The following is a 21,937-nucleotide window of genomic DNA, read 5'->3' on the forward strand; positions in this document are numbered from 1 at the left end:
TCCCTAGATGAGAAAGCTGCGGGCCTTTTTCAATGCGTCCACGAACGCATCGGCCTCGTCCATCGTGTTGTAGATCGCAAAACTGGCGCGGGCGGTCGAACTGACGCCCATACGCCGCATCAACGGCTGGGCGCAATGGTGCCCTGCCCTTACAGCGACTCCGTACTTGTCGAGGATCTGGGCGACATCATGGGCATGCGCCCCCTCCATGTCGAAACTGATGATCGCACCCTTCTCCTGAGCGGTCCCGATCACGCGGACGCCTTCGATGTCGGCAAGCCCCGTCAGCGCCCGGTCCATCAAGGCCCGCTCATGCTCCAGGATCGCCATTCGGTCATGCCGCTCGAGCCAGCGGATCGCCGCCCCCAGACCGATGGCATCGGCAATCGCCGGAGTGCCGGCTTCGAACTTGGCGGGCGGGTCGGCGAATGTGACGCGGTCCTCGAAAACATCGGCGATCATCTCGCCGCCTCCCATATAGGGCGGCATGCGATCCAGCCAGTCACCCCGGGCGTAGAGCGCACCGATTCCAGACGGGCCGTAGAGCTTGTGGCCGGTGAAGACGAAGAAGTCACATCCCAGAGCCTGCACATCCACCGGCAGGTGAACGGCCGACTGAGAGCCGTCCAGAAGCACCGGGACGTCATGAGCCTGCGCGATTTCCCGGATACGTCTCACGTCATTGACCGTGCCGAGCACATTGGACATGTGAGCGAGCGCAATCAGTCCGGTTCGCTCATTAACCAAATCCGCCAGGTGTTGATAATCCAGCTCGCCCGTGTCCGTGACGCGAGTCCAGCGAAGCTTTATGCCCTTTAAATCAGCAAGAAGGCGCCAAGGTACAATATTGGAGTGGTGCTCCATCTGGCTGATGACGATCTCATCGCCCTCTTTCAACAACTGGCCGAAAGAGTGGGCAAGAAGGTTGATCGCCTCGGTTGCGCCACGCGTGAAAACGATCTCCTCGGTCCGCTCGGCATTGAGAAAGCGGCGAATATCATCACGCGCCAGTTCGAAGGCCTCGGTCGCCTCGTTAGCTAGGGTGTGAAGCCCCCGGTGCACGTTGGCGTAGGAGGCCCGATAGACGCCGGCCACGCTCTCGATCACGAATTCCGGCTTCTGTGCCGACGCGGCATTGTCGAGATAACACAACGGATTTCCGTTGATCTCTCGTTGCAGGATCGGAAATTCGGAACGGATAGCGGCGAGGTTCAGCGGCGCTTTGATCTGGCCTTGGGCAGTCATGACAGCGTCTCCAGTCGGGCCCGCAACTCGTCCTTGAGCCGTTCGCGCAGTGCTTCATCGCTGATCGCGTCCAGCGGCTCCGCGAGAAAGCTCTCGATCAGAAGGGCGCGTGCCTTGGCAGCCGGAATACCTCTCTGCCGCATGTAGAAAAGTGCCGTTTCGTCAATGGTTCCAAGAGCGTTTCCGTGCGCGCACTGAACGTCGTCGGCGTAGATTTCCAGCTCCGGCTTGGCATCGATCTCCGCTCGGTCGTCCAGCAAGAGCGCGCGATGGGTCATTTTCGCGTCGGTCTGCTGGGCAGCGCGCTCAACGACGAATTTACCCTGGAAAACACCCTGAGCATGTGCAGCAGCCGCGCCTTTGACCAGTTGGCGGGTTACGCCGCCCGGGCCGGTATGGGTCACGGTCGAGGTAAAATCGGCGTGACGGCTTTCCTCAAGCAGATAAACGCCGCCAAGACGAACTTCCGCCCCTTCGCCGGGATGTGTGATGTGCGTTTCCTGGCGCGACAATCGCGAACCGAAATTCAGAGCCACCTGATTAAGCCGGGATAGCGGATTGAGTTCGATGCGCGTGCGGATGGCCGCCACCGCATCGGCAGACGTTTCGGGAAGCACGATCCGCTCCAGCGCCGCGCCTTCACCAAGATGATACTCGGTACGGACGGTGGCGAAAGCACCCGCTTCAAGCGTCTGGCGTTCCAAGACCGAGACACTCGCGCCCGCAGGAATGGTCACGACCAGCGAGGCAACCGACACGCCGGTCGTCGCGGTAAAATCGAGCTCGTAGCAACCGTTCGTCAGCTCGGCAGTATCCCCAATCGCCTTGCCATCCAGCAGGAAGGCGGCATGGCCGGCGGCCTCGATGCCCTGCGAAGCCCGACGCAGATCCGACCATTTCCAGGCCTCGGACCGGCGGGTCGGGAGACCGCGCTCCTCGACGGCCTTGCGGGCGGATGCACGCCAGTCCTCAGCGCCCTCGAGCAGATCGAGCAGGACAGTTTCCGCGGGAGTATGCGTGATCGCATTCATGCCTCAGGCGGCCTCCGAGAGATATTTGTCATAACCTTCGGACTCGAGCTCTTTGGCCAGCTCCGGCCCGCCGGACGCCATGATCTTTCCGTCCACCATGACGTGAACCACGTCGGGCTGGATGTAATCGAGCAGACGCTGATAGTGGGTAATGACCAGCATGCCGCGATCTGCGGCTCGCAAGGTGTTCACGCCCTCGGCAACGGTTTTCAGCGCATCGATATCGAGCCCGCTATCGGTCTCGTCGAGAATGAGAAATTTGGGTTCCAGGACAAGCGCCTGGAGGATTTCCATCCGCTTCTTCTCGCCGCCTGAGAAGCCGACATTCACCGGTCGCTTGAGCATATCCATCGACACGTTGAGCTGTTTCGCCTTCTCGCGGATCAGCTTCATGAAGTCCGGTGCGGAAACCTCTTCTTCGCCGCGCGCCGCACGCTGGGCGTTGAGCGCCTCCTTGAGGAAGGTGATGGTCGGAACGCCGGGGATTTCGATCGGGTACTGGAAAGACAGGTAGAGCCCTTTAGCGGCACGCTGCTCCGGCTCCAGTTCACCGATGTTCTCACCTGAGAATTCCACCGTCCCGCCGGTCACGTCATAGCCTTCGCGCCCCGTCAGGACGTAGGAAAGGGTCGACTTGCCGGCCCCGTTCGGTCCCATTACGGCATGAACTTCGCCGGCCGGAACGTCGAGCGAGAGACCTTTCAGGATCGGCTTTTCGTCGCCGTCCTGAGCATCGACTTTGCAATGAAGGTCATTGATCTTCAGCATTACTCTTCACCTTCCCAGTAATCCACGGGTTCGCCGGCATGGGCGCGATGCACGAAGTCCGGCTTCATGGCTTCCGGACCGGACCAGCGCGTCGCGGCAATCTTGTTGCTGTCCGGGTATTCGACGATGTCGACCTGCTCCATGGTCGAAAAACAGATATATTTCAGATCACTCATACCGGTGTTGACCAGCTGGTGCGCGCGCTCCCGTCCACCTGCCGGGGCCGCCATAACGGAGCCGGAGCGCACCGGATGTCGCTGGTCGCCGAAACAGTATTCGCCCTCGCCTTCCAGTACGATAATCGCTTCCTCGATGGCATGGTGATTGTGCCGCGGGAAAGCCGTCTTGCCAGGCGGCACGATGCTCAGCATGCAGCCAAGCTTTTCCATGCCGACGACAGGACCGATGCGACCAAGCCGCGCCGCAAAGCCATCGCCATGCCCGAATTCCATCATCGTCAGGTCGTCAATATGAGTGACAGGTGATTTCACGCTCATCAGCCCACACTCCCCTCAAGGCTGACCTTCAGCAGCTGCTGGGCCTCGACTGCGAACTCCATCGGGAGTTCCTGCAGGACCTCCCGCACGAAACCGTTCACCAGGAGCGCCGTCGCCGCTTCCTCGTCGAGGCCGCGCTGGCGGGCGTAGAATAGCTGGTCTTCGGAGAGTTTGGTCGTCGTCGCCTCGTGCTCGAGTACGGACTTGGGTGTCTTGCACTCCACGTAGGGCACGGTGTGCGCCCCGCACTGATCGCCGATCAGCAGGCTGTCGCACTGCGTGAAATTGCGGGCGCCTTCAGCCTTCGCATGGACAGAGACGAGACCGCGATAGGTCTGGTCGGAGCGGCCGGCTGAAATACCCTTGGAGATGATCCGGCTGGTCGTGCCCTTGCCGAGATGGATCATCTTGGTGCCGGTATCTGCCTGCTGGCAGCCATTGGTGACCGCGATCGAGTAGAATTCTCCGCGCGAATTCTCGCCTCGCAGCACGCACGAAGGATACTTCCATGTGATGGCGGAGCCGGTCTCGACCTGGGTCCAGGAAATCTTGGAATTCTTCCCGCGGCAATCGCCGCGCTTCGTCACGAAATTATACACCCCGCCCTTGCCGTTCTCGTCGCCCGGCCACCAGTTCTGGACGGTGGAATACTTGATCTCCGCATCGTCCAGCGCGACCAGTTCCACAACGGCGGCGTGCAGCTGGTTCTCGTCGCGCATCGGCGCCGTACAGCCTTCCAGATAGGAGACATAGGCGCCCTTGTCGGCGATGATCAGCGTGCGCTCGAACTGGCCCGTGCCTTCCGCATTCATACGGAAATAGGTCGAGAGCTCCATCGGACAGCGTACGCCCGGCGGGACATAGACGAAGGACCCGTCGGAAAAGACTGCCGTATTGAGCGTCGCGAAGAAATTGTCCGAGGCCGGGACGACCGAACCGAGGTATTTTCGCACAAGATCGGGATGATCGCGCAATGCTTCGGAGATCGAGCAGAAGATCACACCGGCTTTGGCCAGCTCTTTCTTGAAGGTGGTGACCACAGACACGCTGTCGAAGACCGCGTCGACCGCGACGCGGTTTTCAGAGCCTTTCACGCCGAGCAGGACTTCCTGCTCCTTGAGAGGAATGCCCAGCTTCTCGAAGTCCTTCAGGATCTCCTCCGGAACATCATCGATGCTGTCATACTTCGCGCCGGCCTTGGGTTCCGCGTAATAGTGAATGTCCTGGAAATCGATCGGCGGATATTTCACTTTCGCCCAGTCCGGCTCCTTCATGGCCTGCCAGCGCTGGAGCGCCTCGAGGCGCCAGTCCAGCATCCAGCCGGGCTCGCCCTTCTTGGCCGAAATGAAACGGATCGTCTCCTCGCTCAGCCCCTTGGGCGCGAGGTCCTGCTCGATCGCCGTGGTGAAGCCGTACTTGTACTTGTCGGCTTCGAGGTTCTTGACGTCTTCGATGGTTTCCTTGACCGCAGCCATATCAGTTCACCGCTTTCAGGCCGTTGCTTCGAGTGTGGAGGCGATACGCGCGTAGGCCTCCGTCCAGGCAGTCACGAAGGCGTCTGCCTCATCTGGTGTTGAATTCCAACCTAGGCTGACACGAATGACGCCATTCGCCGCACCCTGGTCCAGTCCGAGAGCCGCACCGATACGCGACCCCTTGGGGGTCCCGGACGAACAAGCCGGACCTGCACTGATAGATACGCCCGCCAGATCCATGGCCATGACCTGGGTGGTCCTTTCCCACCCCGGCACTGCAAGACCGAGCGTGTTGGGCAAGCGCTCGGCGCTCTCGCCGAGGACGATAGTGCCCGGCGCGGCCGCCTTCACGGCTTGAGCCATCCTGTCGCGCAATTCGGAGAGCGCCCGGAATTCATCCAGTTCGGCGACGGCCTGTTCGATGGCGAGGCCCATACCCGCAATGCCCGCCACATTCAGAGTACCCGCGCGCCGGTTCTTCTCCTGGCCGCCACCGTAATGGTGCGGCACCACCGGCGCGTCACAGGCCGCGACTAGTGCGCCAACACCTTGCGGTCCGCCGAACTTGTGAGCGGACACAGCCATGTAATCGACACCGAGACCTGCAAAGTCGACCGGAATCTTGCCGATCGCCTGCACGGCATCGACGATGGCCAGACCGTCCCGGGCCTTCACCAGGCGTGCGGCATCGGCAACCGGCTGGACCGTCCCGATCTCGTTGTTCGCGAGCATGAGGACCAGCACAGGGCGCCCGTCGACGGACTCATCCCAGCGACCCAGACGCGATTCAAGCCAGACGAGGTCGATGACACCGTCGGATGTGACAGGTATTTCTTCGACCGGATGACCGGAATGCTGGGCCGTCCGGGAAGCCGCCTCGTGCTCGATGGCGGACACCAAAAGCCGGGCATCGGGGACCGACTGCGTAACGCTGTGCAGGGCGAGATTGAGCGCCTCCGTGCCGCCCGACGTGAATATCACGTCCTCCGGCCGGGCACACACCGCTCGCCCGACCTGCTGGCGGGCGACCTCCACACGACGTCTCGCAGCCTGCCCGTCCGCATGCACTGAGGACGGATTGCCCACCTGCGCCATGACTTCGGCAATCTCCTTGATCACGTCCGGACGTACCGGCGTGGTGGCATTGTGATCGAGATAATTGCGCATGGTGCTATTCGGCCACCGCTGCGGTTGTTTCCGCTGGCCGGCCGCGTTCATTGGCGCCACTCGCCGCCCCCAGCAGGCGTCGCTCGAGCACGTCCTCCAGCGTCACGGAGGACAGGAAGAGGAATATGTGGCGACCCAGTTCATCCCAGAGATCGTGCGTGATGCAGCGGCGTCCGTCAGCGAGACAACCCTTGGCTTCCGAGCACCGCGTCGCGTGTAGCGGTTCGTCGACCGCCAGGATGATGTCGGATATCCGGATCGACCCCGGATCCCGGCTCAGCTTGTACCCGCCGCCGGGGCCGCGAACCGAAGACACGATGTCCGCGCGGCGCAGCTTGGCGAAAAGCTGCTCGAGATAAGACAGTGAGATCGACTGCCGTGACGCAATATCGCTCAGCGTAACCGGTCCGTCCGTCGCCGCACCGGCGAGGTCAGCCATGGCCATCACCGCATAGCGGCCCTTTGTGCTCAGCTTCATGCGATTACCTCCTTAAACGCTCGCATCCCGGCTATCGATCATGCTAAGACCCGCCTTTCCGGAGGGGGCGGCTCTCCTGGCAACAGGGGCGCGGATCCATTATCCGAGTAGAACAGTCAGGAATATGGGCATGGCTCATGTCTGAGACAATGGGCAAATTGCCGCATATTTCATCAGAAACGACATAAAGACCGATAAAGGCGAGTGTGAATGCCTGACGTGATCATTCCCGGCCCGGCCGGCCGGCTCGAAGGACGCTACAGCCCGAGCGACGACGAAACAGCGCCGATCGCGCTGATTCTCCATGCCCACCCGCTCGGCGGTGGCAATATGGAAAACCCGACCGTCGAGATGATGTATGACGTGTTCCGCAAGCGCGGCTTCGCGACGCTGCGGTTCAATTTCCGCGGCGTGGGACGCTCCCAGGGCAGCTATGATCAGGGCCTCGGCGAATTGTCCGACGCAGCGACCGTGCTCGACTGGGTCCAGGGCTATAACCAGGGCGCCCGCTTCTGCTGGGTCGCCGGGCACTCCTTTGGCGCCTGGGTCGGCATGCAGCTCTTGATGCGTCGCCCGGAAATCGCCGGCTTCATCTCGGTCGCACCGCCGACCAACATGTACGACTTCACCTTCCTCGCGCCCTGCCCGGCCTCGGGCATCATCGTGCACGGATCGGCCGACAAGATCGTCCCGCCGGACGATGTCGAGCGCGTCATGTCCAAGGTGCGAGTACAGAAAGGCATCGAGATCACGACGGAGATCGTCCCCGACGCCAACCACCTGTTCACCGAGCACCTCGAAGAGCTGGAGCGTCACGTCGAAACCTATCTCGATGATCGCCTGCCGATCGTCGAGAAAGAGCGCTCCGAACGCCAGATTACGGGAAAGCGCTAGTCGCGGTCCTCGCGATAGAACTTGAAAGCCCCCGCTTGCCGGGGGCTTTTTTGTTTCAACCTTTTGCTTGGGTCAGCAAGCCACCACAAACGGGCCGCTCCGCGCCCGTGGTCGACGGAAGACTGGTCGGCAGTCCTGCAGCGACACGGGCCGCAAGCCAGGCGAAAGCCTCTGCCTCGATAAGGTCTCCGCGCCAGCCGACAGCTTCGACAGGCTCGGGCACGACTCCGCTCCAATCGCCAATCATCCCAAGAAGAACCGGATTGTGCCGGCCGCCACCCGTCACCAGCAGACGCTCGGGACGACCGAGCGCCGAGATGGCATCGGCAACAGTGCGCGCCGTGAAAGCGGTCAGCGTCGCGGCGCCGTCGTCGAGCGAAAGCCCCTTGACCGGGTCTAGCGAGAAATCCCATCGGTCGAGCGATTTCGGCGGTCGCCGTTCGAAAAACGGATGGCACAGGAGCTTGGCGAGCACACTCTCATCAATGCGTCCGGCCCCGGCGTGTCGACCTGCTTCATCAAAGGGCTCACCGGCCTCCCGCTCGCACCAGGCATCGATCAGCCCATTGGCCGGACCTGTATCGAAAGCGACCGGGTCCGCATCAGGTGCTAGCCAGGTGACATTGGCGACGCCGCCCAGATTGAGAATGGCGACCGGACGTTCCAGCCCGGCCTGACGTGCCAGCGCGTCGTGATAAAGAGTCGCCAGAGGCGCGCCCTGCCCGCCAGCACGCATGTCCTCCGACCGAAAATCGGAGACAACGGAGACGCCTGTTGCCTCCACGAGGGCCCGCGCATCGCCGATCTGCAAAGTACGTCCGAGCTGCCCGCCCTCCGGCGCACGATGCAGCACCGTCTGTCCGTGAAAACCGATCAGATCGATTGCGCCAGGGCTGAGTCCCGCACTTTCGAGCACCGCCCGAACGGCTTCGGCATGCCGGCGTGTCAGGACCTTTTCGGCCTCCGCGAAATCCGGTCGCGGCCCATCAAATCCCCATGCTACCGCCTGCTTTACGGCGTCGGTGAGCACCGCCCGGTCCCCGGCGGTATAGGCGATCGTTTCGCCGGGTCCGAATCGCTCGATCGCGGTACCGTCTGTCTCGATCAGGGCAGCATCAATACCGTCCAGCGAGGTCCCGCTCATCAATCCGATCACGCGCTGCATGCGCTCCCCCTCTTTTCTCGCGCCGAATGTCGACCTAGAAGCGGCTTATCAGGAGACACTTTCATGAGCGATTACAAGTCCGATCTGGTTCGCACGCTTGTCGAGCGCGGTTACCACTTCCAGTCCACCGATCTCGACGGCCTCGACGAAGCCGCGGCGTCCGGCGTCTTGACGGGCTATATCGGCTTCGATGCGACCGCGACCAGTCTCCATGTCGGCTCGCTCGTCCAGATCATGATGTTGCGCCGCCTGCAGCAGGCCGGACACAAACCCATCATCCTGATGGGGGGCGCGACCACCAAGATCGGCGACCCGACCGGCAAGGACAAGATGCGTTCCATGCTGTCCGACGAGCAGATCGAGCAGAACAAGGCGGGTATCCTGAAACCCTTCGAGAAACTTCTTACCATCGGCGAGGGCCCGTCCGACGCTGTCGTTGTAGACAATAACGAGTGGTTCTCGACCTTCGGCTATCTCGACTTCCTGCGCGCCTACGGATCGCATTTCACTGTCAATCGCATGCTCACCTTCGAGTCTGTGAAGCAGCGCCTGGCGCGCGAGGAGCCGATGACCTTCCTCGAGTTCAACTACATGCTGCTCCAGGCCGTCGATTTTCTCGAGCTCTCCCGACGTGAAGGCTGCACGCTGCAAATGGGCGGCGGCGACCAGTGGGGCAATATCATCAATGGTGTCGAACTTTGCCGCCGAGTCGACCAGGCCGAAGTCTACGGTTTCACCACGCCGCTGATTACGACCGCATCGGGCACCAAGATGGGCAAGACGGCTGACGGCGCCGTCTGGCTCAATCCAGACATGCTGAGCGCTTACGAGTATTGGCAGTTCTGGCGCAACACCGAAGACGCCGATGTGGGCCGCTTCCTGCGGCTCTTCACCGATATGCCGCTCGAAGAAATCGCCCGTCTCGAAGCCCTGGAGGGGGCCGAGATCAACGATGCGAAAGTGCGTCTGGCCAATGAGGCCACGACGCTTCTGCACGGCGTCGACGCGGCTCGGGAGGCGGAACAGACAGCGCGCGAGACCTTCGCCCAGGGCGGTGCCGGCGGCGGACTTCCCACGGTGGAGGTAGCCGGCCTGACCGATGGCGAGGTCACCCTCGTGAGCCTGTTCGTGGAAGCGGGCCTGGCCGGCTCGAATGGCGAGGTTCGCCGGCACATGAAGGCCGGTGCTGCCAAGGTGAACGACCAGCCGCTGACGGACCCCTTCGCCACGGCATCGGCTGACTTGCTGATCGATGGTGCGATCAAGCTGTCTGTCGGCAAGAAGCGCCACGCCCTCGCCAAGCCGGCCTGATCTACTATTCAGGACTACCGCCGGGTTGCGGCTCACCCGCCTCCGGAGCGTTATCATCAGCCTCGCCAGTTTCTGGCACGCGGACTTCCGGGAGCACGGATTGCGGCTGTGGTTCATCCGGCCCTTCGGCCTCCTCGGACGTGTCGGCCTGCGTGTCTGCCGCATCTTCCGCACGCTCGCGGGCGGCACGATCGGCTGCCGTGCCCTCGAAGAGCCGGCGGAGCACGCCCGGAGCCAGGGCCGAGAGCGGATTCGCAAAGACTGTCAGACTGTCGAACGGGCCTTCCACCGAATAGGTGATCCCGATCACGCCCTCGCCCGGACGCGAGACCAGAAGCTCGCCGATCACCGGAACATCGCCGAGCAGGGAATTAACGACGTAGGACGGCGCCAGATTTCCGTCGATCGCGGCATGCTCCGACGCGAAATCGACCGTGCCCGCTGCGGTCACGCCGAGCGAACTGCCGCCCGCCCTGGCATCGCCGATGGTCAGCAAGCCGTCCTCCCAGGCGATGTCCGCTTCGACCAGATCGAAGCTTATGCCGTCGCCATTGAGCAGGGCCGCCAGTCCCTGAAAGGAACCCGCCGCGAGAATACGGGCGAGGATGGGCAGCTGGATGACCGTGACGTCATCGACTTCCACCCGGGCCGTCAGCGGGCCCTCGGTTCCCAGCGGCGGCGCCGAGCCGAGGATAGAAAGTCGCCCACCGAGCAGATACTCCTCCAGCCCGAACAGGGCACCGACAGTCTCCAGCGATTGAGAATCGAGCCGGAATTCCCGGGCATCGCCTTCTTCCACCGCACCGAAATAACTCTGGAACGGACCGCTTACTGTCTGGCCGGACACCGAGACCGCCCGAATACCTGCAGCCTCGCTCCGCCAGATCACGCTGAAATTGTCGAGCACATAGTTCTCTGTGATGATCAGACGTGCGATATCGATATCTGCCGAAACCGGCAGACCGTCTCCCCCCTCACCGAAAGAGGTGAATTGCGGAACGAGCGCACTGCCATCGACATACCGCCCTGAAAGCCGCAACCGGATCGGTTCATCCGTATTGCCCGGCACCTCGATACGGCCTTCGATGTCCGCGAGGCCGTCTACGAAAAGCCGCTCGAAATTGGCATCCAGCAAGCGCCCTTCGCCCGTAAAACGCGCATCGCCACGAACATCGAGTCCCTCAGCGCTGAGACTGGCTTCATTGATCAGGAATGTGCCAGCCGCATCCGCCTCGATCGACATCATGGCTTCGCCCGGCTCACCGATTTCCTTGCTCCACAGGCCCAGCGGCATCTCAAGCAAGGCCTCGCCCAGATCCGCTCGGATCTCGACCGAATGAATATCGAGCCCGTCGGAGATTGCCTCGGCCTGAATGCCGACGATACCGTCGAGATAGCGCCTGGCAGGCAGGTTGAGAGCATCGAGCGTTCGGGTGCCGACCTGAGCACCGACGCGAATACGCGTCGACGCCGCATCGTCGGGCAGGCCGAAGGTTTCCGTCCATTCGATCTCGACCGGCGTCTCGAAGAGACGGGCATCGCCCGTCGCCGACAGGCCTTCCTGGCTTGCGGTAATGTAGACAGTGCCGTCGGTCAGCGCGGCGTCGCTTCCAGGAATATTGAGAGATGCTTCTGTGAAAGCGCCTTCGATGAAGAAGGGAATATCTTCCGGCGGCACGTCGGACAGCATGGGGCGCCGGATCTCGAAGCGCATTTCCCCCTCGCCCGAAACGAGAGCTGGCTCGATCCCGTAATCGGAAGGCAAATAGAGCGGAGGTTCGTCGATCAGGGCCAGAATGTCCGAAGCCCGACCTCGCGCAACGCCGCCAAAGCGTGCCAGGGCGCCTTTCGGATTGAGACGCGGAATATCGACATAGCCTTCGGTGAGCTCGATATCGCCGATCCAGCCCGTCTCCAGGTCCACCTCGAATGCATTGCCTCGCAATACCGCATGTCCGCTGGCCCGCGTGAGATGCGACATGGTCGAGATATAGCGCACATCCGCATCTTCGAATTCGAAGCCGAGTGTCATGCGATCATTGGCAAGGCTGCCGGCTTCAATCGAGTCGGCGTCGAGATCGATCTCGAAGTTGGCACCGTAGAAACGCCCGTCGAGAATGCCGTCCACGACCCATTCGCGGGCGCCATCGGCGAGTTCGACAGGCCAGTAAGCCAGCACGGTTTCCGGCTCGATATCGCCGGCGATCGGGCCAGACAGCTGCAGATTGGGTAGCCAGCTACCGCTTTCGGCCTGGGAGAGCCAGGCTGCGCCGGACATGTTTGCCGCGATCGTATCGATGGCGAGTTCCATCCGCTCGATATCAATCCGGTAGTCGGCCGCAGAAAACCGGCCTGCGACCTCAAGCGATTCCCAACGCGGCGGGCGCTCGAAGACCTCGCCGAGATCGACAAACCCCTGCCCCATGGAAATATCGAATTGGCCTTCCGTCGGCAGCGCGCCGACATAGGCTCCAAGTTCGGAAACCTGGCCGGTAATGCTCAGGGCCGCGAGTTCCGTGTCAATCTCTCCCTCGCGCACGATCAGAACGCCTTCGACCGGGTCGAATTCGGCCGCAAGAATCCCGCCGTATACCTCTGTCGGCTCGCCATCCGAGAAATATCGCCCCTCGCCCATCTCGAGGATGAAGGAAGCGGAACGGATGCCGCTCTCCCGGGTCGCATCCACGGCGAAGTCGACCTGAACCGGTGCATCCAGCCCGCGCAGATTCGACAATGGCCCGGAGCCGGGCAACACGCCTGCCGGTGAAAGATCGTCGAGACTCGCTTCCAGCAACAAGGAATCCAGCTGTGCGCCCGCCTGCAATCTTAACCCGATGCCGGCATATCCGGACGGCGTGGCCAAGCGTCCCTCGATTTCGGCCAGCACGCGCCGATCGTCGCGATCGAAGCTGACGCCGGCATCATCGACCAGCCAGGCGATGCCTGCAATCTCGTCGACGATACGAACGGCGGCCCGCTCGATTTCGATCCGCCGCAAGCGACCGATGCGCCGGGTCGGGTCATCCGGGTCGGCAAGAATCTCGAACAGGCTGGCGCTTTCGTCACCGCCCCTCGCCGGAACCCGGGCGCTTGCCGCCACCCTTTCGACCGTCCCCAGCCCGACTCCGACAGCGCCGTCCGCACGCCGAACAATCGAAACGGACCCCCCCTCGATAGTGAGCGAGACCGGCTCGATTCGCCCGAATACGAGGGCATCCACGGCGAGCCCGGCCTCGATCAGCGGCGCGCGCGTCACGACCTCGCCCGACGCTTCAGCGACGGTCACATCGAGAGCCCTCATGATCAGCGCCTGCTGGGACGGATCGTAGCGGGCTTCCAGTGTCCCGAGTGCGACAACATCGCCCTCAAATGCGTCGGCTAGCATTTGCTGAGCGTCTTCCCGCAGAAAATCGAGCTCGACGGGACCGCTCGACAGCCGCCACAGAACAGCGCCCATGCCGAAGATCGCGAGTGCCAGCACGATAGCGATGGCCTCAAGCGTGTAGATCACGCTCCATTTGAGGGATTTCCGGATCATCGGAGACGACCTCCCGCAGTCGCCCCTCTGGACGCGACGGTGTGAAGTCGCACATTAACGCTCATCGGCCCGCCGGGCCTTCCGGAACGAATAGGGGATGACATGAGCGAACTCAAAACCGGTGACCTTGCTCCGACCTTCAAACTTCCTGCCGATGGCGGCCGCGAGATCGACCTCGAGGCGCTGCGCGGGAAAACTGTTGTGCTCTATTTTTATCCCAAGGACGATACACCCGGCTGCACAACCGAAGCGCTCGACTTCACCGCAGCCGCCGCGCAGTTCGAAGCGGCCAATGCGGTCGTGATCGGTGTCTCCAAAGATAGCGTGCAAAAGCACGATAAATTCAAGACCAAGCATGACCTTTCCGTGGCGCTCGTCTCAGACGAGGACGGCAAGATGATCGAATCCTATGGCGCCTGGGTGCTCAAAAAGCTCTATGGTCGCGAATATATGGGCATCGAGCGATCGACCTTCGTAATCGATCCGGAAGGCCGCATCGCCGAAATCTGGCGAAAGGTGAAGGTCAAGGGCCATGTCGAAAAGGTTCTCGGCGTCGTCCAGGGACTGACCTGACCGGTCGGGCCTGATTCCATGCCTTCTATCCAGGACCTCGCCCTACGCGTTCTGAAGAGCGCCGCTCCCGCCGACAAGGTCGCCGCGGCGCACGAAGCCGCGCGGGCATGGCGGGATGGCGAGGCTGAAACCGAGCTGACGCCCACCGCAATTCCCGCCGCGCCGGATCGACCAGCCCGCCCGGACGCCCCGGAACTCGTGCCGCCGCGCGAGGTACCGCGTCGACGGCTGAGCTCGCCGGCAGGGCGGATTGCGCTTCTGCACGCCGTCGCCCATATCGAGTTCAATGCGATCGATCTGGCTTTCGACCTGGTGCTCCGCTTCGCCCATGATTCGCGCCTCGGCGATCAGGACCGGCGGTCATTCGTCGGAGACTGGATCGGTGTCGGCGACGACGAAGCCCGGCACTTCGTGCTCGTCAGCGACCGACTCGCCGCAATGGATGCGGGTTATGGAGATCTGCCAGCACATGACGGCCTGTGGGATGCCGCACGCGCAACGTCCCATGATCTCGCAGCCCGTCTGGCGGTGGCCCCCATGGTCCTTGAGGCCCGCGGGCTCGACGTGACCCCGGCCATGATCCAGAGGCTCATATCTGCCGGCGACCGGGAAAGCGCTGCCGCACTTGAAATAATCTATACGGAAGAAGTCGGTCACGTCGCAGCGGGGTGCCGCTGGTTTCACGCACTCTGCGAGCAAGAAAGCCGCAATCCGGCAGACTACTTCCAAGCCCTTGTAAAGACGCACTTTAAGGGCAATCTCAAACCACCCTTCAATATCGAGGCCCGAAATCGTGCGGATTTGCCCGCTGATTTTTATCGCCCATTAGCATGATGCGGCGCATCTCTTGCATGGGTTTGTATTGAATTTTCCCGGACTTTTGTGTCACATGCCGTCCGGGGATCAGGGGCAAGTTGAATCTGAGCGGCATTACGCATGTTCACACGAGTGAAAGACGCGGTTTGGGGCACGGCTCAGCGCTGGTTTCCTGACAGGCAGATCTACCATCGCAGCGATGGGCAGGTCCGCTATTTCGCGATCTCGACCGGAATACAGATAAGCGCGCTGCTCAGCGCGACAGTACTGGCCGGCTGGCTGTGCTTCTCGACCGTCTCGGTCGCCTTCCATGGCCGTGCGCTTGCCGCCAAGGATGCCGAGCTCGAGCGCGAGCGCGTGAACTATAACCGCATGGTTGCCGAAGCGCGGGCCAGCGAAGCCACGGCGCGCTCCTTCATGGAATCGCGCATGGAGGAGTTCGACCGGACTGCCTACGAGTTTCAGATGCGGCACGAGACGCTGCGCCAGCTTGTCGAATTCGCCGAACAGCTGACCGGCCAGGAAATGGAACCCTCGCCGGCGCTGGATGACGGCAGCGTCCTGATGGCCGCCACGCCTGCCGATCCGACACCGCGCGAGGCTCGGGATCCGCTCGTCAATATTGCTGCGCTGTCCGACGCACCGGAAGACCAGATATCCTACCTAATGGGCGAACAGGACGCTGTCCTGGCGCAGGCGGAGGACGCCACGGAGGCCCGCCTCCAGAATCTACGCGCCGTGCTGCGGCTGACCGGTCTCGATATCGAGACCGTGATCGCCGAGAACCGCGAGGGCGAAGAACGCGGTGGTCCTTTCATTCCGATTTCCGAGGGCGGCCTGTTCTCGACCGATATCGACGTCGACCAGGACTTTTCCGCACGCATTGCGCGGATCGCAACACGCATGCTGGAAGTGGAAGAGCTGGAGGAGTTCGCCCAGAACGGCCCGCTCGGCGTACCGATCGGCGACACCTATCGCGAAACGAGTGATTTCGGACCACGCCTCGACCCGTTCAACGGACGTCTCACACCGCACCGCGGCATGGACTTCGCGGCCTATCGCCGTGCGCCTATCCTTGCGACAGGTCCGGGCCGCGTCATTTACGCCGGTTGGCGAGGCGGGTATGGTCGCTGCGTGGAGATCGACCATGGCTTTGGCCTTGTGACCCGCTACGGCCATCTCCACGAAATCGCGGTAAGGCGTGGTGATACCGTGGAGCGTGGCCAGCGTATCGGGGGGATGGGCTCGACGGGCCGCAGTACCGCCACACACTTGCACTATGAAGTCTGGTATAACGGGACCGCCATTGATCCCGAACGCTTACTGAGAGCCGGCCAATATGTTCAACAAGGGTAATAAAGACGTCTCGCTTCCCGAAGCCGGGGGGCAGCAAAGCTCCGCACCGAAAAGGACTGCCATGAAATCGAAAGCCCCCTCTATCCTCTCCGGTGACCTCGTCCTCACGGGCAGCATTGTCTCCGACGGTGAAATTCAGCTCGACGGCACGGTCGAAGGCGATGTTCGCGCAGGCTCGCTCATCATCGGCGAAGACGCGTCGGTCAATGGTGAAGTCTTTGCCGAAACCGTCGTGGTCCGCGGCAAGGTGAACGGCAGCGTTCGCGCCCGCCAGGTACAGCTCGCCTCGACCGCCCGCATTGACGGCGACATCGTGCATGCCAGCCTTTCCGTCGAAAGCGGTGCCTTCTTCGACGGTCATTGCCGTCATTCGTCCGACCCGCTCAAGGACGCGCCGAAAGTGCCGGCGTCCGCTGACAAGGGCGCAGCGAAGGCTGATAGCAAGCCGCCCGCGCCGAAATCCGACGATCTCGGATCGCTCGAGCCGCCGGTTGCAGCAAAGTCCGGCAGCTTCTGATCCCGGGTTGATCGACAGGAAAAGGCCGGCGACAGCATGTGTCGCCGGCCTTTTTCGTTCTGACGTCACGCACCGCGTGAAGCTCAGTCTTCGCTAACGGCCTCGTCGCCACCAACGCGCGCGGCCAGGGCCGCGGCCATGAAGGCATCCAGATCACCGTCGAGCACACCGGAGGTATTGGACGTCTCCACATTCGTCCGCAGGTCCTTGACCATCTGATAGGGCTGCAGGACGTAGGACCGGATCTGGTGACCCCAGCCGATCTCGGTCTTGCTCTCAGCCTCGGCCTGGGCCGCCTCCTCGCGCTTCTGGAGTTCCAGCTCGTAGAGTCGCGCACGCAGCATGTTCCAGGCGGTCGCACGGTTCTTGTGCTGCGACCGGTCGTTCTGGCACTGCACGACGATGCCTGTCGGTTCGTGAGTCAGGCGAATCGCACTGTCGGTCTTGTTGACGTGCTGACCGCCCGCCCCCGACGCGCGATAGGTATCCACTCGGACATCCTTCTCCTCGATCTCCACATCGATCGTGTCATCAACGAGCGGATAGACCCAGACGCTGGCGAAGCTGGTATGGCGGCGCGCGCTCGAATCGTAGGGCGAGATACGGACCAGCCTGTGCACGCCGGCTTCGGTCTTGAGCCAGCCATAGGCATTATCGCCCTTGACCAGAAGCGTCACCGATTTGAGACCGGCCTCTTCCCCTGCCTGCTCCTCGATCACCTCGACCTTGTAGCCGTGGGCATTGGCCCAGCGCGTGTACATGCGAGACAGCATGGAGGCCCAGTCCTGGGCTTCGGTCCCACCCGCACCAGGATGAATTTCGATATAGCTGTCATTGCTGTCGGCCTCGCCGGACAGCAAGGCTTCCAGCTCCGCCCTGCGCATGGTCTCGCTGAGTTTCCTGAGCGCGGAATGGCCTTCCTCGACCATCGCGCCGTCGTCTTCCATCTCGGCAAGTTCGACGAGCTCGAGCGTATCGGCCAATTCCTGTTCGGCCGTCTCGATGGTCTTGATGGAGGCTTCCAGGCGGTTGCGCTCGCGCATCAGGGATTGCGCCTTCTGGGGATCGTTCCAGAAGTCGGGATCTTCCGAGCGGGCGTTGAGTTCGTCTAGGCGTTTACTGGCTGTATCCCAGTCAAAGACGCCTCCTCAGCAAGCCAACTGCCTGCTGGATTTCGTCGGACAAGGTCTGGATGTCTGCGCGCATGCGAGCGTGACCCCTGCTGATTCAAATCGTGATGTCCGTGAGATAGAGGGAGGGCTGCGCCGAGACAAGCCGGTCAGTACAGACCCCCGAGTTCCTCATCGTCTTCCTGGGCATCATCCCCGTTATCGCCCTCGCCGTCTTCCCCGCCGTCATCGAGGAGGAAAGCCAGCGGGTCATCGCTGACCGAGTCACGCGCGAAGCTGAGACCGCTCTCCTCTTCCTCGGTCTGGCGCGACGGTTCCGTTCCCGGCCGGAAGGCTTCCAGAATGACACGCGGCTGACCCAGCACGCCCGGCTCACCGGTATCGTGATGGATCGGAACGAGACGCACCCCCTGCGGGACGCGGAACGGGGCGACCGGATAATTCTCTAGGGCGCTGCTCAGGAAGTCGCGGGCGATCGGCGCGGCAACGCGGCCACCGGCTTCGCCGGCGCCGAGCTGATACGGCGTGTCGAATCCGACATAGACACCGACGATGATGTCAGGGCCGAAGCCGACGAACCAGGCATCTCGGAAATCATTTGTCGTGCCGGTCTTGCCGCCCAGCGGTCGTCCGAGAGAACGCAGCGCCGTGCCGGTCCCGCGCTGGACTGCGCCCTCGAGCATGTGCACGACCTGATAGGCTGTCACCGCATCGACGACCTCTTCACGCGTTTCCGGGAAGATCGGCTCGAGCAGCGCGTCGTGCCACTCTTCGACGTCGCAGGTCTCGCAGGGCAGAACCTCGTGCGCGTAGATCGTATCGCCCGACCGGTCCTGAACGCGGTCGATAATGGTCGGTTCGACCCGGCGGCCACCATTGACCAGTGTCGCATAGGCCGAGACCAGGCGGTAGAGAGTCGTCTCGCCGGCACCCAGCGCCATGGCGAGCACCGGATCCATCTCGTCATAAATGCCGAAGCGTTCGCCGTATTCGGCGATAGGCTGCATGCCCATCTCCTGAGCGAGGCGCACCGTCATGACGTTCCGGGAAAGCTCCAGCCCGAGGCGCAGGGTCGACATGCCGTAATAGCGCTCGGAATAGTTCGAGGGCATGTAGAAGCGCTCGTCCGCACCGCCAGCGGCGACGAAAGGCGCGTCCAAGATCAGGCTGGCCGGCGTATAACCATTGTCCAGGGCAGCAGCGTAGACGAAGGGCTTGAAGGACGAGCCCGGCTGACGGCGAGCCTGCGTGGCCCGGTTGAACTGACTGTGCTGGAAAGAATAGCCGCCGACCATGGCGAGCACGCGGCCCGTGTGCGGGTCCATGGCGAGAATGCCGCCATTGATTGCGGGCACCTGCCGCAGGCCGTAATCGCCCTCCTGGTAATCCTCTTCTTCCTCGATCGCCTCGACGAGAATCACGTCACCGGCAATGAGCACGTCGGAAGGACGCTCGACCGCATCGCCGGTCCGCCCGTCCTCCAGGGGTTCACGGGCCCAGGCGAGCGCGGAAAGCGGGATCCGTCCCTCCTCGCCGTTCAGCAGCCCGATACGAGCCGCATCGGCCGTTGTCTCGAGCACGACCGCTTGAAGCCAGCCCTCATCGAGATCGCGCGGAATATCGGCATCGGCGAGACGCTCTTCCCACCCCTCGCCCAACTCGATCGAACCGAGTGCCCCGCGACGATAACCGTGGCGACGGTCATAGGCTTCCAGCCCGTCGCGAAGCGCGCGGCGCGCAGACAGCTGCATGGACGTGTCAAGCGTGGTGCGGATCGAAAGGCCGCCATCATAAAGCTCATCCTCGCCATAAATGGAGAAGACTTCGCGGCGGACGTTCTCGACGAAATATTCAGCTGCCGTGTAGGTCGCGCCGGACAGGCGGTCGACCATTTCCAGCGGTTGCGCGGCTGCCTCGTCGGCTGCGGCCTCGGTGATGTAGCCGTTCTCGGCCATCCGTGAGATCACCCAGTTCCGGCGGGCGATCGCAGCCTCCCGGTGACGCTCGGGGTGATAGTTCGCCGGCCCTTTCGGCAGGGCGGCGAGATAGGCAATCTCATGCAGGTCCAGCTCGTCGAGCGACTTGCCGAAATAGTTCAACGCCGCCGCCGCGACGCCATAGGCGCGATTACCCAGATAAATCTCGTTCAGATAGAGTTCGAGAATCTCATCCTTGGTGAAAGCCCGCTCGATACGGCGCGACAGCACCATTTCGCGCACCTTGCGCTCGATGCGTTGCTCGGAAGAGAGCAGGAAATTCTTGGCGACCTGCTGGGTAATGGTCGAGGCGCCCTCGAGACGCCGGCCATTGATGACATTACCCACATTGGACAGCGCCGCGCGCATGATACCGCGCAGATCGAGGCCGCCATGCTCGTAGAAATTCTTGTCCTCGGCCGAGATGAAGGCGTGGACGACGTTCTGGGGAATATTGTCGATCGGAACAAAGACGCGGTGTTCTCGGGCATATTCTGCGATCAGCAGGCCGTCGCCGGCATGGACCCGACTCATGATCGGCGGCTCGTATTCCGCGAGCTGCTGGTAGTCCGGCAGATCGTCGGTCACGCGCACGACATAGACCGCTACGGCAATGAAGCCCGCAACAGCCAGCACGGCGGCCGCCGCACCACCCCACAGGACGGCACGCATCATGTTACGCAAAGTCAGAATTTTCATTACGCCCTCTGGCCGCACCTTCTGCAGGACTGCCCTGATTGGAACCATGCCAACTGGGCCGCATTATGACCGCCCATGGCATGAGTTGAAAGCCTGTCAGCGTGCCCGGGATGCAATCGCCGTGCCGGCCATGATCTCGCCGTCATCGCCGCGGCGGGCGAAATAATCGTCGATCGCACTGGTGACGGTCGCCATCTGGCGCCGCCGGAAGGATGCTGAGGTCAGATTGGCCTCGTCCGTGCGATTGGTCAGGAACCCCATCTCGAGCAGGACGGCCGGTACGCGCGGATCGAGCAGCACGAAGAGGTTAGCCTGTCGATGGGGGTTAGACAGGAGTGGGCTGGCATCGTCGAGATGCTCCAGCAGAACCTCTGCGAAGGCCGAGGACTGGTTGCGCTTTTCACGCAGCTCGAGCTCGACGAGGATGTTGTTCACGTCGGCGCGCTCGGTGTGGTTCGAATCCTCGCGAGCACGCTGACGCGCCCGGTTCTCGGCCCGGTCGTTGAGTGTGTAGACAGCCGCGCCGCGGACATTGCCGTTGGGCGAGGAATCCGAATGCAGGGAGAGAAACAGGTCGGCGCGCACATCGGCCATGACCTGAACCCGCTCGGTCCAGGACGGGTAGACGTCGCTATCGCGCGTCAGCAGGACCTCGTAGCGCCCGGTCGCCTCCAGCTGGCGGCGCAATTCGCGAGCCGCGGCGAGTGTCACATCGGCCTCATGCGTGCCGGATCGACCGATAGAGCCCGGATCGCGACCACCATGACCGGCGTCGATCACGATGACGCGGCGCTCGCGCTGCGGCGGCACGTAAACAGCTTCCACGCGCTCGGCGATCAGCGAATCGAGCGAACTCACCGAAGTATGTTGCGTGCTGCTCGGCACGGCAGCGGTTGCCGCCGCTCCGCTGGCCCGCTCGACATCGATGACAAGCCGGTGATTGCCGCCGGGCTGTGCCGGGTCGAGCGCGAACTGGCTGACGATCACGCCGGGATGCTCAAGCTCGAACACCATACGAGAGCTGCTCGCGGAATTGTTGAAGAAGCGGAAATCCTCGATCAGGCCATGACCGACGCCCTCGCCACTCTCAAGACCGGAAACCCGCCAGTCTGAGTCCGGCAGATCGACGACAAGACGGTCGGCGAGACCTTCCAGGGTAAACGCACGAAATTCGGCCGCCTCCGTGGTTTCGATCACCACCCGGGTGCGCACGCCGTCGACACCGAAGCGCACATCGCGCACTTCCTGGTCGGCCAGAGCCGCGCCAGAGCTTGCAATCATTGCCGCCAGTACCGATATCA

The 21,937-nt window shown here is 62.5% G+C and carries 18 protein-coding genes; 6 read left to right on the forward strand and 12 right to left on the reverse strand.

All coding sequences use genetic code 11. The features are described 5' to 3' along the window. Window positions 1–3: 3 nt before the first annotated feature. From AC13HB_RS12935 to AC13HB_RS12965, 7 genes are read right to left on the reverse strand one after another with little or no spacing between them, the layout of a single operon-like run. Complete coding sequence (locus AC13HB_RS12935; RefSeq protein WP_482950182.1) at window positions 4–1,245, reverse strand: cysteine desulfurase; 1,242 nt, start codon at window positions 1,243–1,245, stop codon at window positions 4–6. After that, entirely contained in the window at window positions 1,242–2,276 is a 1,035-nt protein-coding gene (gene sufD, locus AC13HB_RS12940) for a Fe-S cluster assembly protein SufD (protein ID WP_482950183.1), read from the reverse strand. The genes AC13HB_RS12935 and sufD overlap by 4 nt, the downstream gene beginning before the upstream one ends. Before the next feature lie 3 nt (window positions 2,277–2,279). Beyond that, window positions 2,280–3,044: a Fe-S cluster assembly ATPase SufC gene (gene sufC, locus AC13HB_RS12945; protein WP_482950184.1), complete on the reverse strand. Its 765-nt coding sequence runs from the start codon at window positions 3,042–3,044 to the stop codon at window positions 2,280–2,282. Then, window positions 3,044–3,541, reverse strand: coding sequence for a cupin domain-containing protein (locus AC13HB_RS12950; RefSeq protein WP_482950185.1), 498 nt, complete (start codon window positions 3,539–3,541; stop codon window positions 3,044–3,046). Before AC13HB_RS12950 ends, sufC begins: the two co-directional genes overlap by 1 nt. Further along, a complete protein-coding gene (gene sufB, locus AC13HB_RS12955) occupies window positions 3,541–5,016 on the reverse strand; it encodes a Fe-S cluster assembly protein SufB (protein ID WP_482950186.1) in 1,476 nt (491 codons plus the stop codon). Before sufB ends, AC13HB_RS12950 begins: the two co-directional genes overlap by 1 nt. Before the next feature lie 15 nt (window positions 5,017–5,031). After that, window positions 5,032–6,183 carry a cysteine desulfurase family protein gene (locus AC13HB_RS12960; RefSeq protein ID WP_482950187.1) on the reverse strand — a complete coding sequence of 384 codons (1,152 nt, stop codon included), beginning with the start codon at window positions 6,181–6,183 and terminating at the stop codon, window positions 5,032–5,034. Between the two features lie 4 nt (window positions 6,184–6,187). Continuing rightward, window positions 6,188–6,661, reverse strand: a complete 474-nt coding sequence (locus tag AC13HB_RS12965; protein WP_482950188.1) for an Rrf2 family transcriptional regulator — start codon at window positions 6,659–6,661, stop codon at window positions 6,188–6,190. Window positions 6,662–6,871: 210 nt separating this feature from the next. On the opposite strand from AC13HB_RS12965, the gene AC13HB_RS12970 reads away from it, so the two are divergent. After that, complete coding sequence (locus AC13HB_RS12970) at window positions 6,872–7,555, forward strand: alpha/beta hydrolase (RefSeq protein WP_482950189.1); 684 nt, start codon at window positions 6,872–6,874, stop codon at window positions 7,553–7,555. A 55-nt stretch (window positions 7,556–7,610) separates the two neighbouring features. Here AC13HB_RS12970 and AC13HB_RS12975 read toward each other — a convergent pair whose 3' ends face one another. Continuing rightward, window positions 7,611–8,720, reverse strand: a complete 1,110-nt coding sequence (locus tag AC13HB_RS12975) for an anhydro-N-acetylmuramic acid kinase (protein ID WP_482950190.1) — start codon at window positions 8,718–8,720, stop codon at window positions 7,611–7,613. A 63-nt stretch (window positions 8,721–8,783) separates the two neighbouring features. On the opposite strand from AC13HB_RS12975, the gene tyrS reads away from it, so the two are divergent. Then, entirely contained in the window at window positions 8,784–10,031 is a 1,248-nt protein-coding gene (gene tyrS / locus AC13HB_RS12980; protein WP_482950191.1) for a tyrosine--tRNA ligase, read from the forward strand. 4 nt (window positions 10,032–10,035) lie between these two features. Here tyrS and AC13HB_RS12985 read toward each other — a convergent pair whose 3' ends face one another. Further along, on the reverse strand, window positions 10,036–13,569 hold the full coding sequence (locus AC13HB_RS12985; RefSeq protein WP_482950192.1) for a YhdP family protein: 3,534 nt from the start codon (window positions 13,567–13,569) through the stop codon (window positions 10,036–10,038). Window positions 13,570–13,671: 102 nt separating this feature from the next. Between AC13HB_RS12985 and bcp the strand changes: the two genes are divergently transcribed. The 4 genes from bcp (at window position 13,672) to AC13HB_RS13005 (ending at window position 16,831) form a co-directional block, all read left to right on the forward strand. Next, window positions 13,672–14,142, forward strand: a complete 471-nt coding sequence (gene bcp, locus AC13HB_RS12990) for a thioredoxin-dependent thiol peroxidase (protein WP_482950193.1) — start codon at window positions 13,672–13,674, stop codon at window positions 14,140–14,142. A gap of 18 nt (window positions 14,143–14,160) precedes the next feature. After that, window positions 14,161–14,976 (forward strand): ferritin-like domain-containing protein, encoded by an 816-nt coding sequence (locus tag AC13HB_RS12995; RefSeq protein ID WP_482950194.1) that lies wholly within the window; start codon window positions 14,161–14,163, stop codon window positions 14,974–14,976. Between the two features lie 114 nt (window positions 14,977–15,090). Then, the gene (locus tag AC13HB_RS13000; RefSeq protein WP_482950195.1) at window positions 15,091–16,314 is read left to right on the forward strand and encodes a peptidoglycan DD-metalloendopeptidase family protein; all 1,224 of its coding nucleotides are present in this window, start codon (window positions 15,091–15,093) and stop codon (window positions 16,312–16,314) included. A 61-nt stretch (window positions 16,315–16,375) separates the two neighbouring features. Continuing rightward, on the forward strand, window positions 16,376–16,831 hold the full coding sequence (locus tag AC13HB_RS13005; protein ID WP_482950196.1) for a bactofilin family protein: 456 nt from the start codon (window positions 16,376–16,378) through the stop codon (window positions 16,829–16,831). An 83-nt stretch (window positions 16,832–16,914) separates the two neighbouring features. Here the strand turns inward: AC13HB_RS13005 and prfB are convergent. The 3 genes from prfB to AC13HB_RS13020 all read right to left on the reverse strand — a co-directional run bounded on the left by prfB (window position 16,915) and on the right by AC13HB_RS13020 (window position 21,917). Beyond that, window positions 16,915–18,037 (reverse strand): peptide chain release factor 2 gene (prfB, locus tag AC13HB_RS13010; RefSeq protein WP_482950197.1). Its coding sequence is split into 2 segments (ribosomal slippage): window positions 16,915–17,967 and window positions 17,969–18,037, totalling 1,122 coding nucleotides; the frame shifts between segments, so codons are not numbered across the junction. Window positions 18,038–18,110: 73 nt separating this feature from the next. Beyond that, entirely contained in the window at window positions 18,111–20,636 is a 2,526-nt protein-coding gene (locus AC13HB_RS13015; protein ID WP_482950198.1) for a penicillin-binding protein 1A, read from the reverse strand. A gap of 96 nt (window positions 20,637–20,732) precedes the next feature. Beyond that, window positions 20,733–21,917, reverse strand: coding sequence for an N-acetylmuramoyl-L-alanine amidase (locus tag AC13HB_RS13020; RefSeq protein WP_482950199.1), 1,185 nt, complete (start codon window positions 21,915–21,917; stop codon window positions 20,733–20,735). Between the last annotated feature and the right edge of the window lie 20 nt (window positions 21,918–21,937).

Source organism: Maricaulis sp. B-26 (assembly GCF_056857855.1).

Bases quoted from the DNA above. Each gene is read 5' to 3' on its own strand.
- AC13HB_RS12950 (WP_482950185.1), bottom strand. From the start codon at position 3,541: ATGAGCGTGAAATCACCTGTCACTCATATTGACGACCTGACGATGATG.
- AC13HB_RS12995 (WP_482950194.1), top strand. From the start codon at position 14,161: ATGCCTTCTATCCAGGACCTCGCCCTACGCGTTCTGAAGAGCGCCGCT.
- AC13HB_RS12970 (WP_482950189.1), top strand. From the start codon at position 6,872: ATGCCTGACGTGATCATTCCCGGCCCGGCCGGCCGGCTCGAAGGACGC.
- AC13HB_RS13015 (WP_482950198.1), bottom strand. From the start codon at position 20,636: ATGAAAATTCTGACTTTGCGTAACATGATGCGTGCCGTCCTGTGGGGT.
- sufD (WP_482950183.1), bottom strand. From the start codon at position 2,276: ATGAATGCGATCACGCATACTCCCGCGGAAACTGTCCTGCTCGATCTG.
- AC13HB_RS12960 (WP_482950187.1), bottom strand. From the start codon at position 6,183: ATGCGCAATTATCTCGATCACAATGCCACCACGCCGGTACGTCCGGAC.
- AC13HB_RS12935 (WP_482950182.1), bottom strand. From the start codon at position 1,245: ATGACTGCCCAAGGCCAGATCAAAGCGCCGCTGAACCTCGCCGCTATC.
- AC13HB_RS12965 (WP_482950188.1), bottom strand. From the start codon at position 6,661: ATGAAGCTGAGCACAAAGGGCCGCTATGCGGTGATGGCCATGGCTGAC.
- AC13HB_RS12985 (WP_482950192.1), bottom strand. From the start codon at position 13,569: ATGATCCGGAAATCCCTCAAATGGAGCGTGATCTACACGCTTGAGGCC.
- sufC (WP_482950184.1), bottom strand. From the start codon at position 3,044: ATGCTGAAGATCAATGACCTTCATTGCAAAGTCGATGCTCAGGACGGC.
- sufB (WP_482950186.1), bottom strand. From the start codon at position 5,016: ATGGCTGCGGTCAAGGAAACCATCGAAGACGTCAAGAACCTCGAAGCC.
- AC13HB_RS13005 (WP_482950196.1), top strand. From the start codon at position 16,376: ATGAAATCGAAAGCCCCCTCTATCCTCTCCGGTGACCTCGTCCTCACG.
- tyrS (WP_482950191.1), top strand. From the start codon at position 8,784: ATGAGCGATTACAAGTCCGATCTGGTTCGCACGCTTGTCGAGCGCGGT.
- AC13HB_RS12975 (WP_482950190.1), bottom strand. From the start codon at position 8,720: ATGCAGCGCGTGATCGGATTGATGAGCGGGACCTCGCTGGACGGTATT.
- AC13HB_RS13020 (WP_482950199.1), bottom strand. From the start codon at position 21,917: ATGATTGCAAGCTCTGGCGCGGCTCTGGCCGACCAGGAAGTGCGCGAT.
- bcp (WP_482950193.1), top strand. From the start codon at position 13,672: ATGAGCGAACTCAAAACCGGTGACCTTGCTCCGACCTTCAAACTTCCT.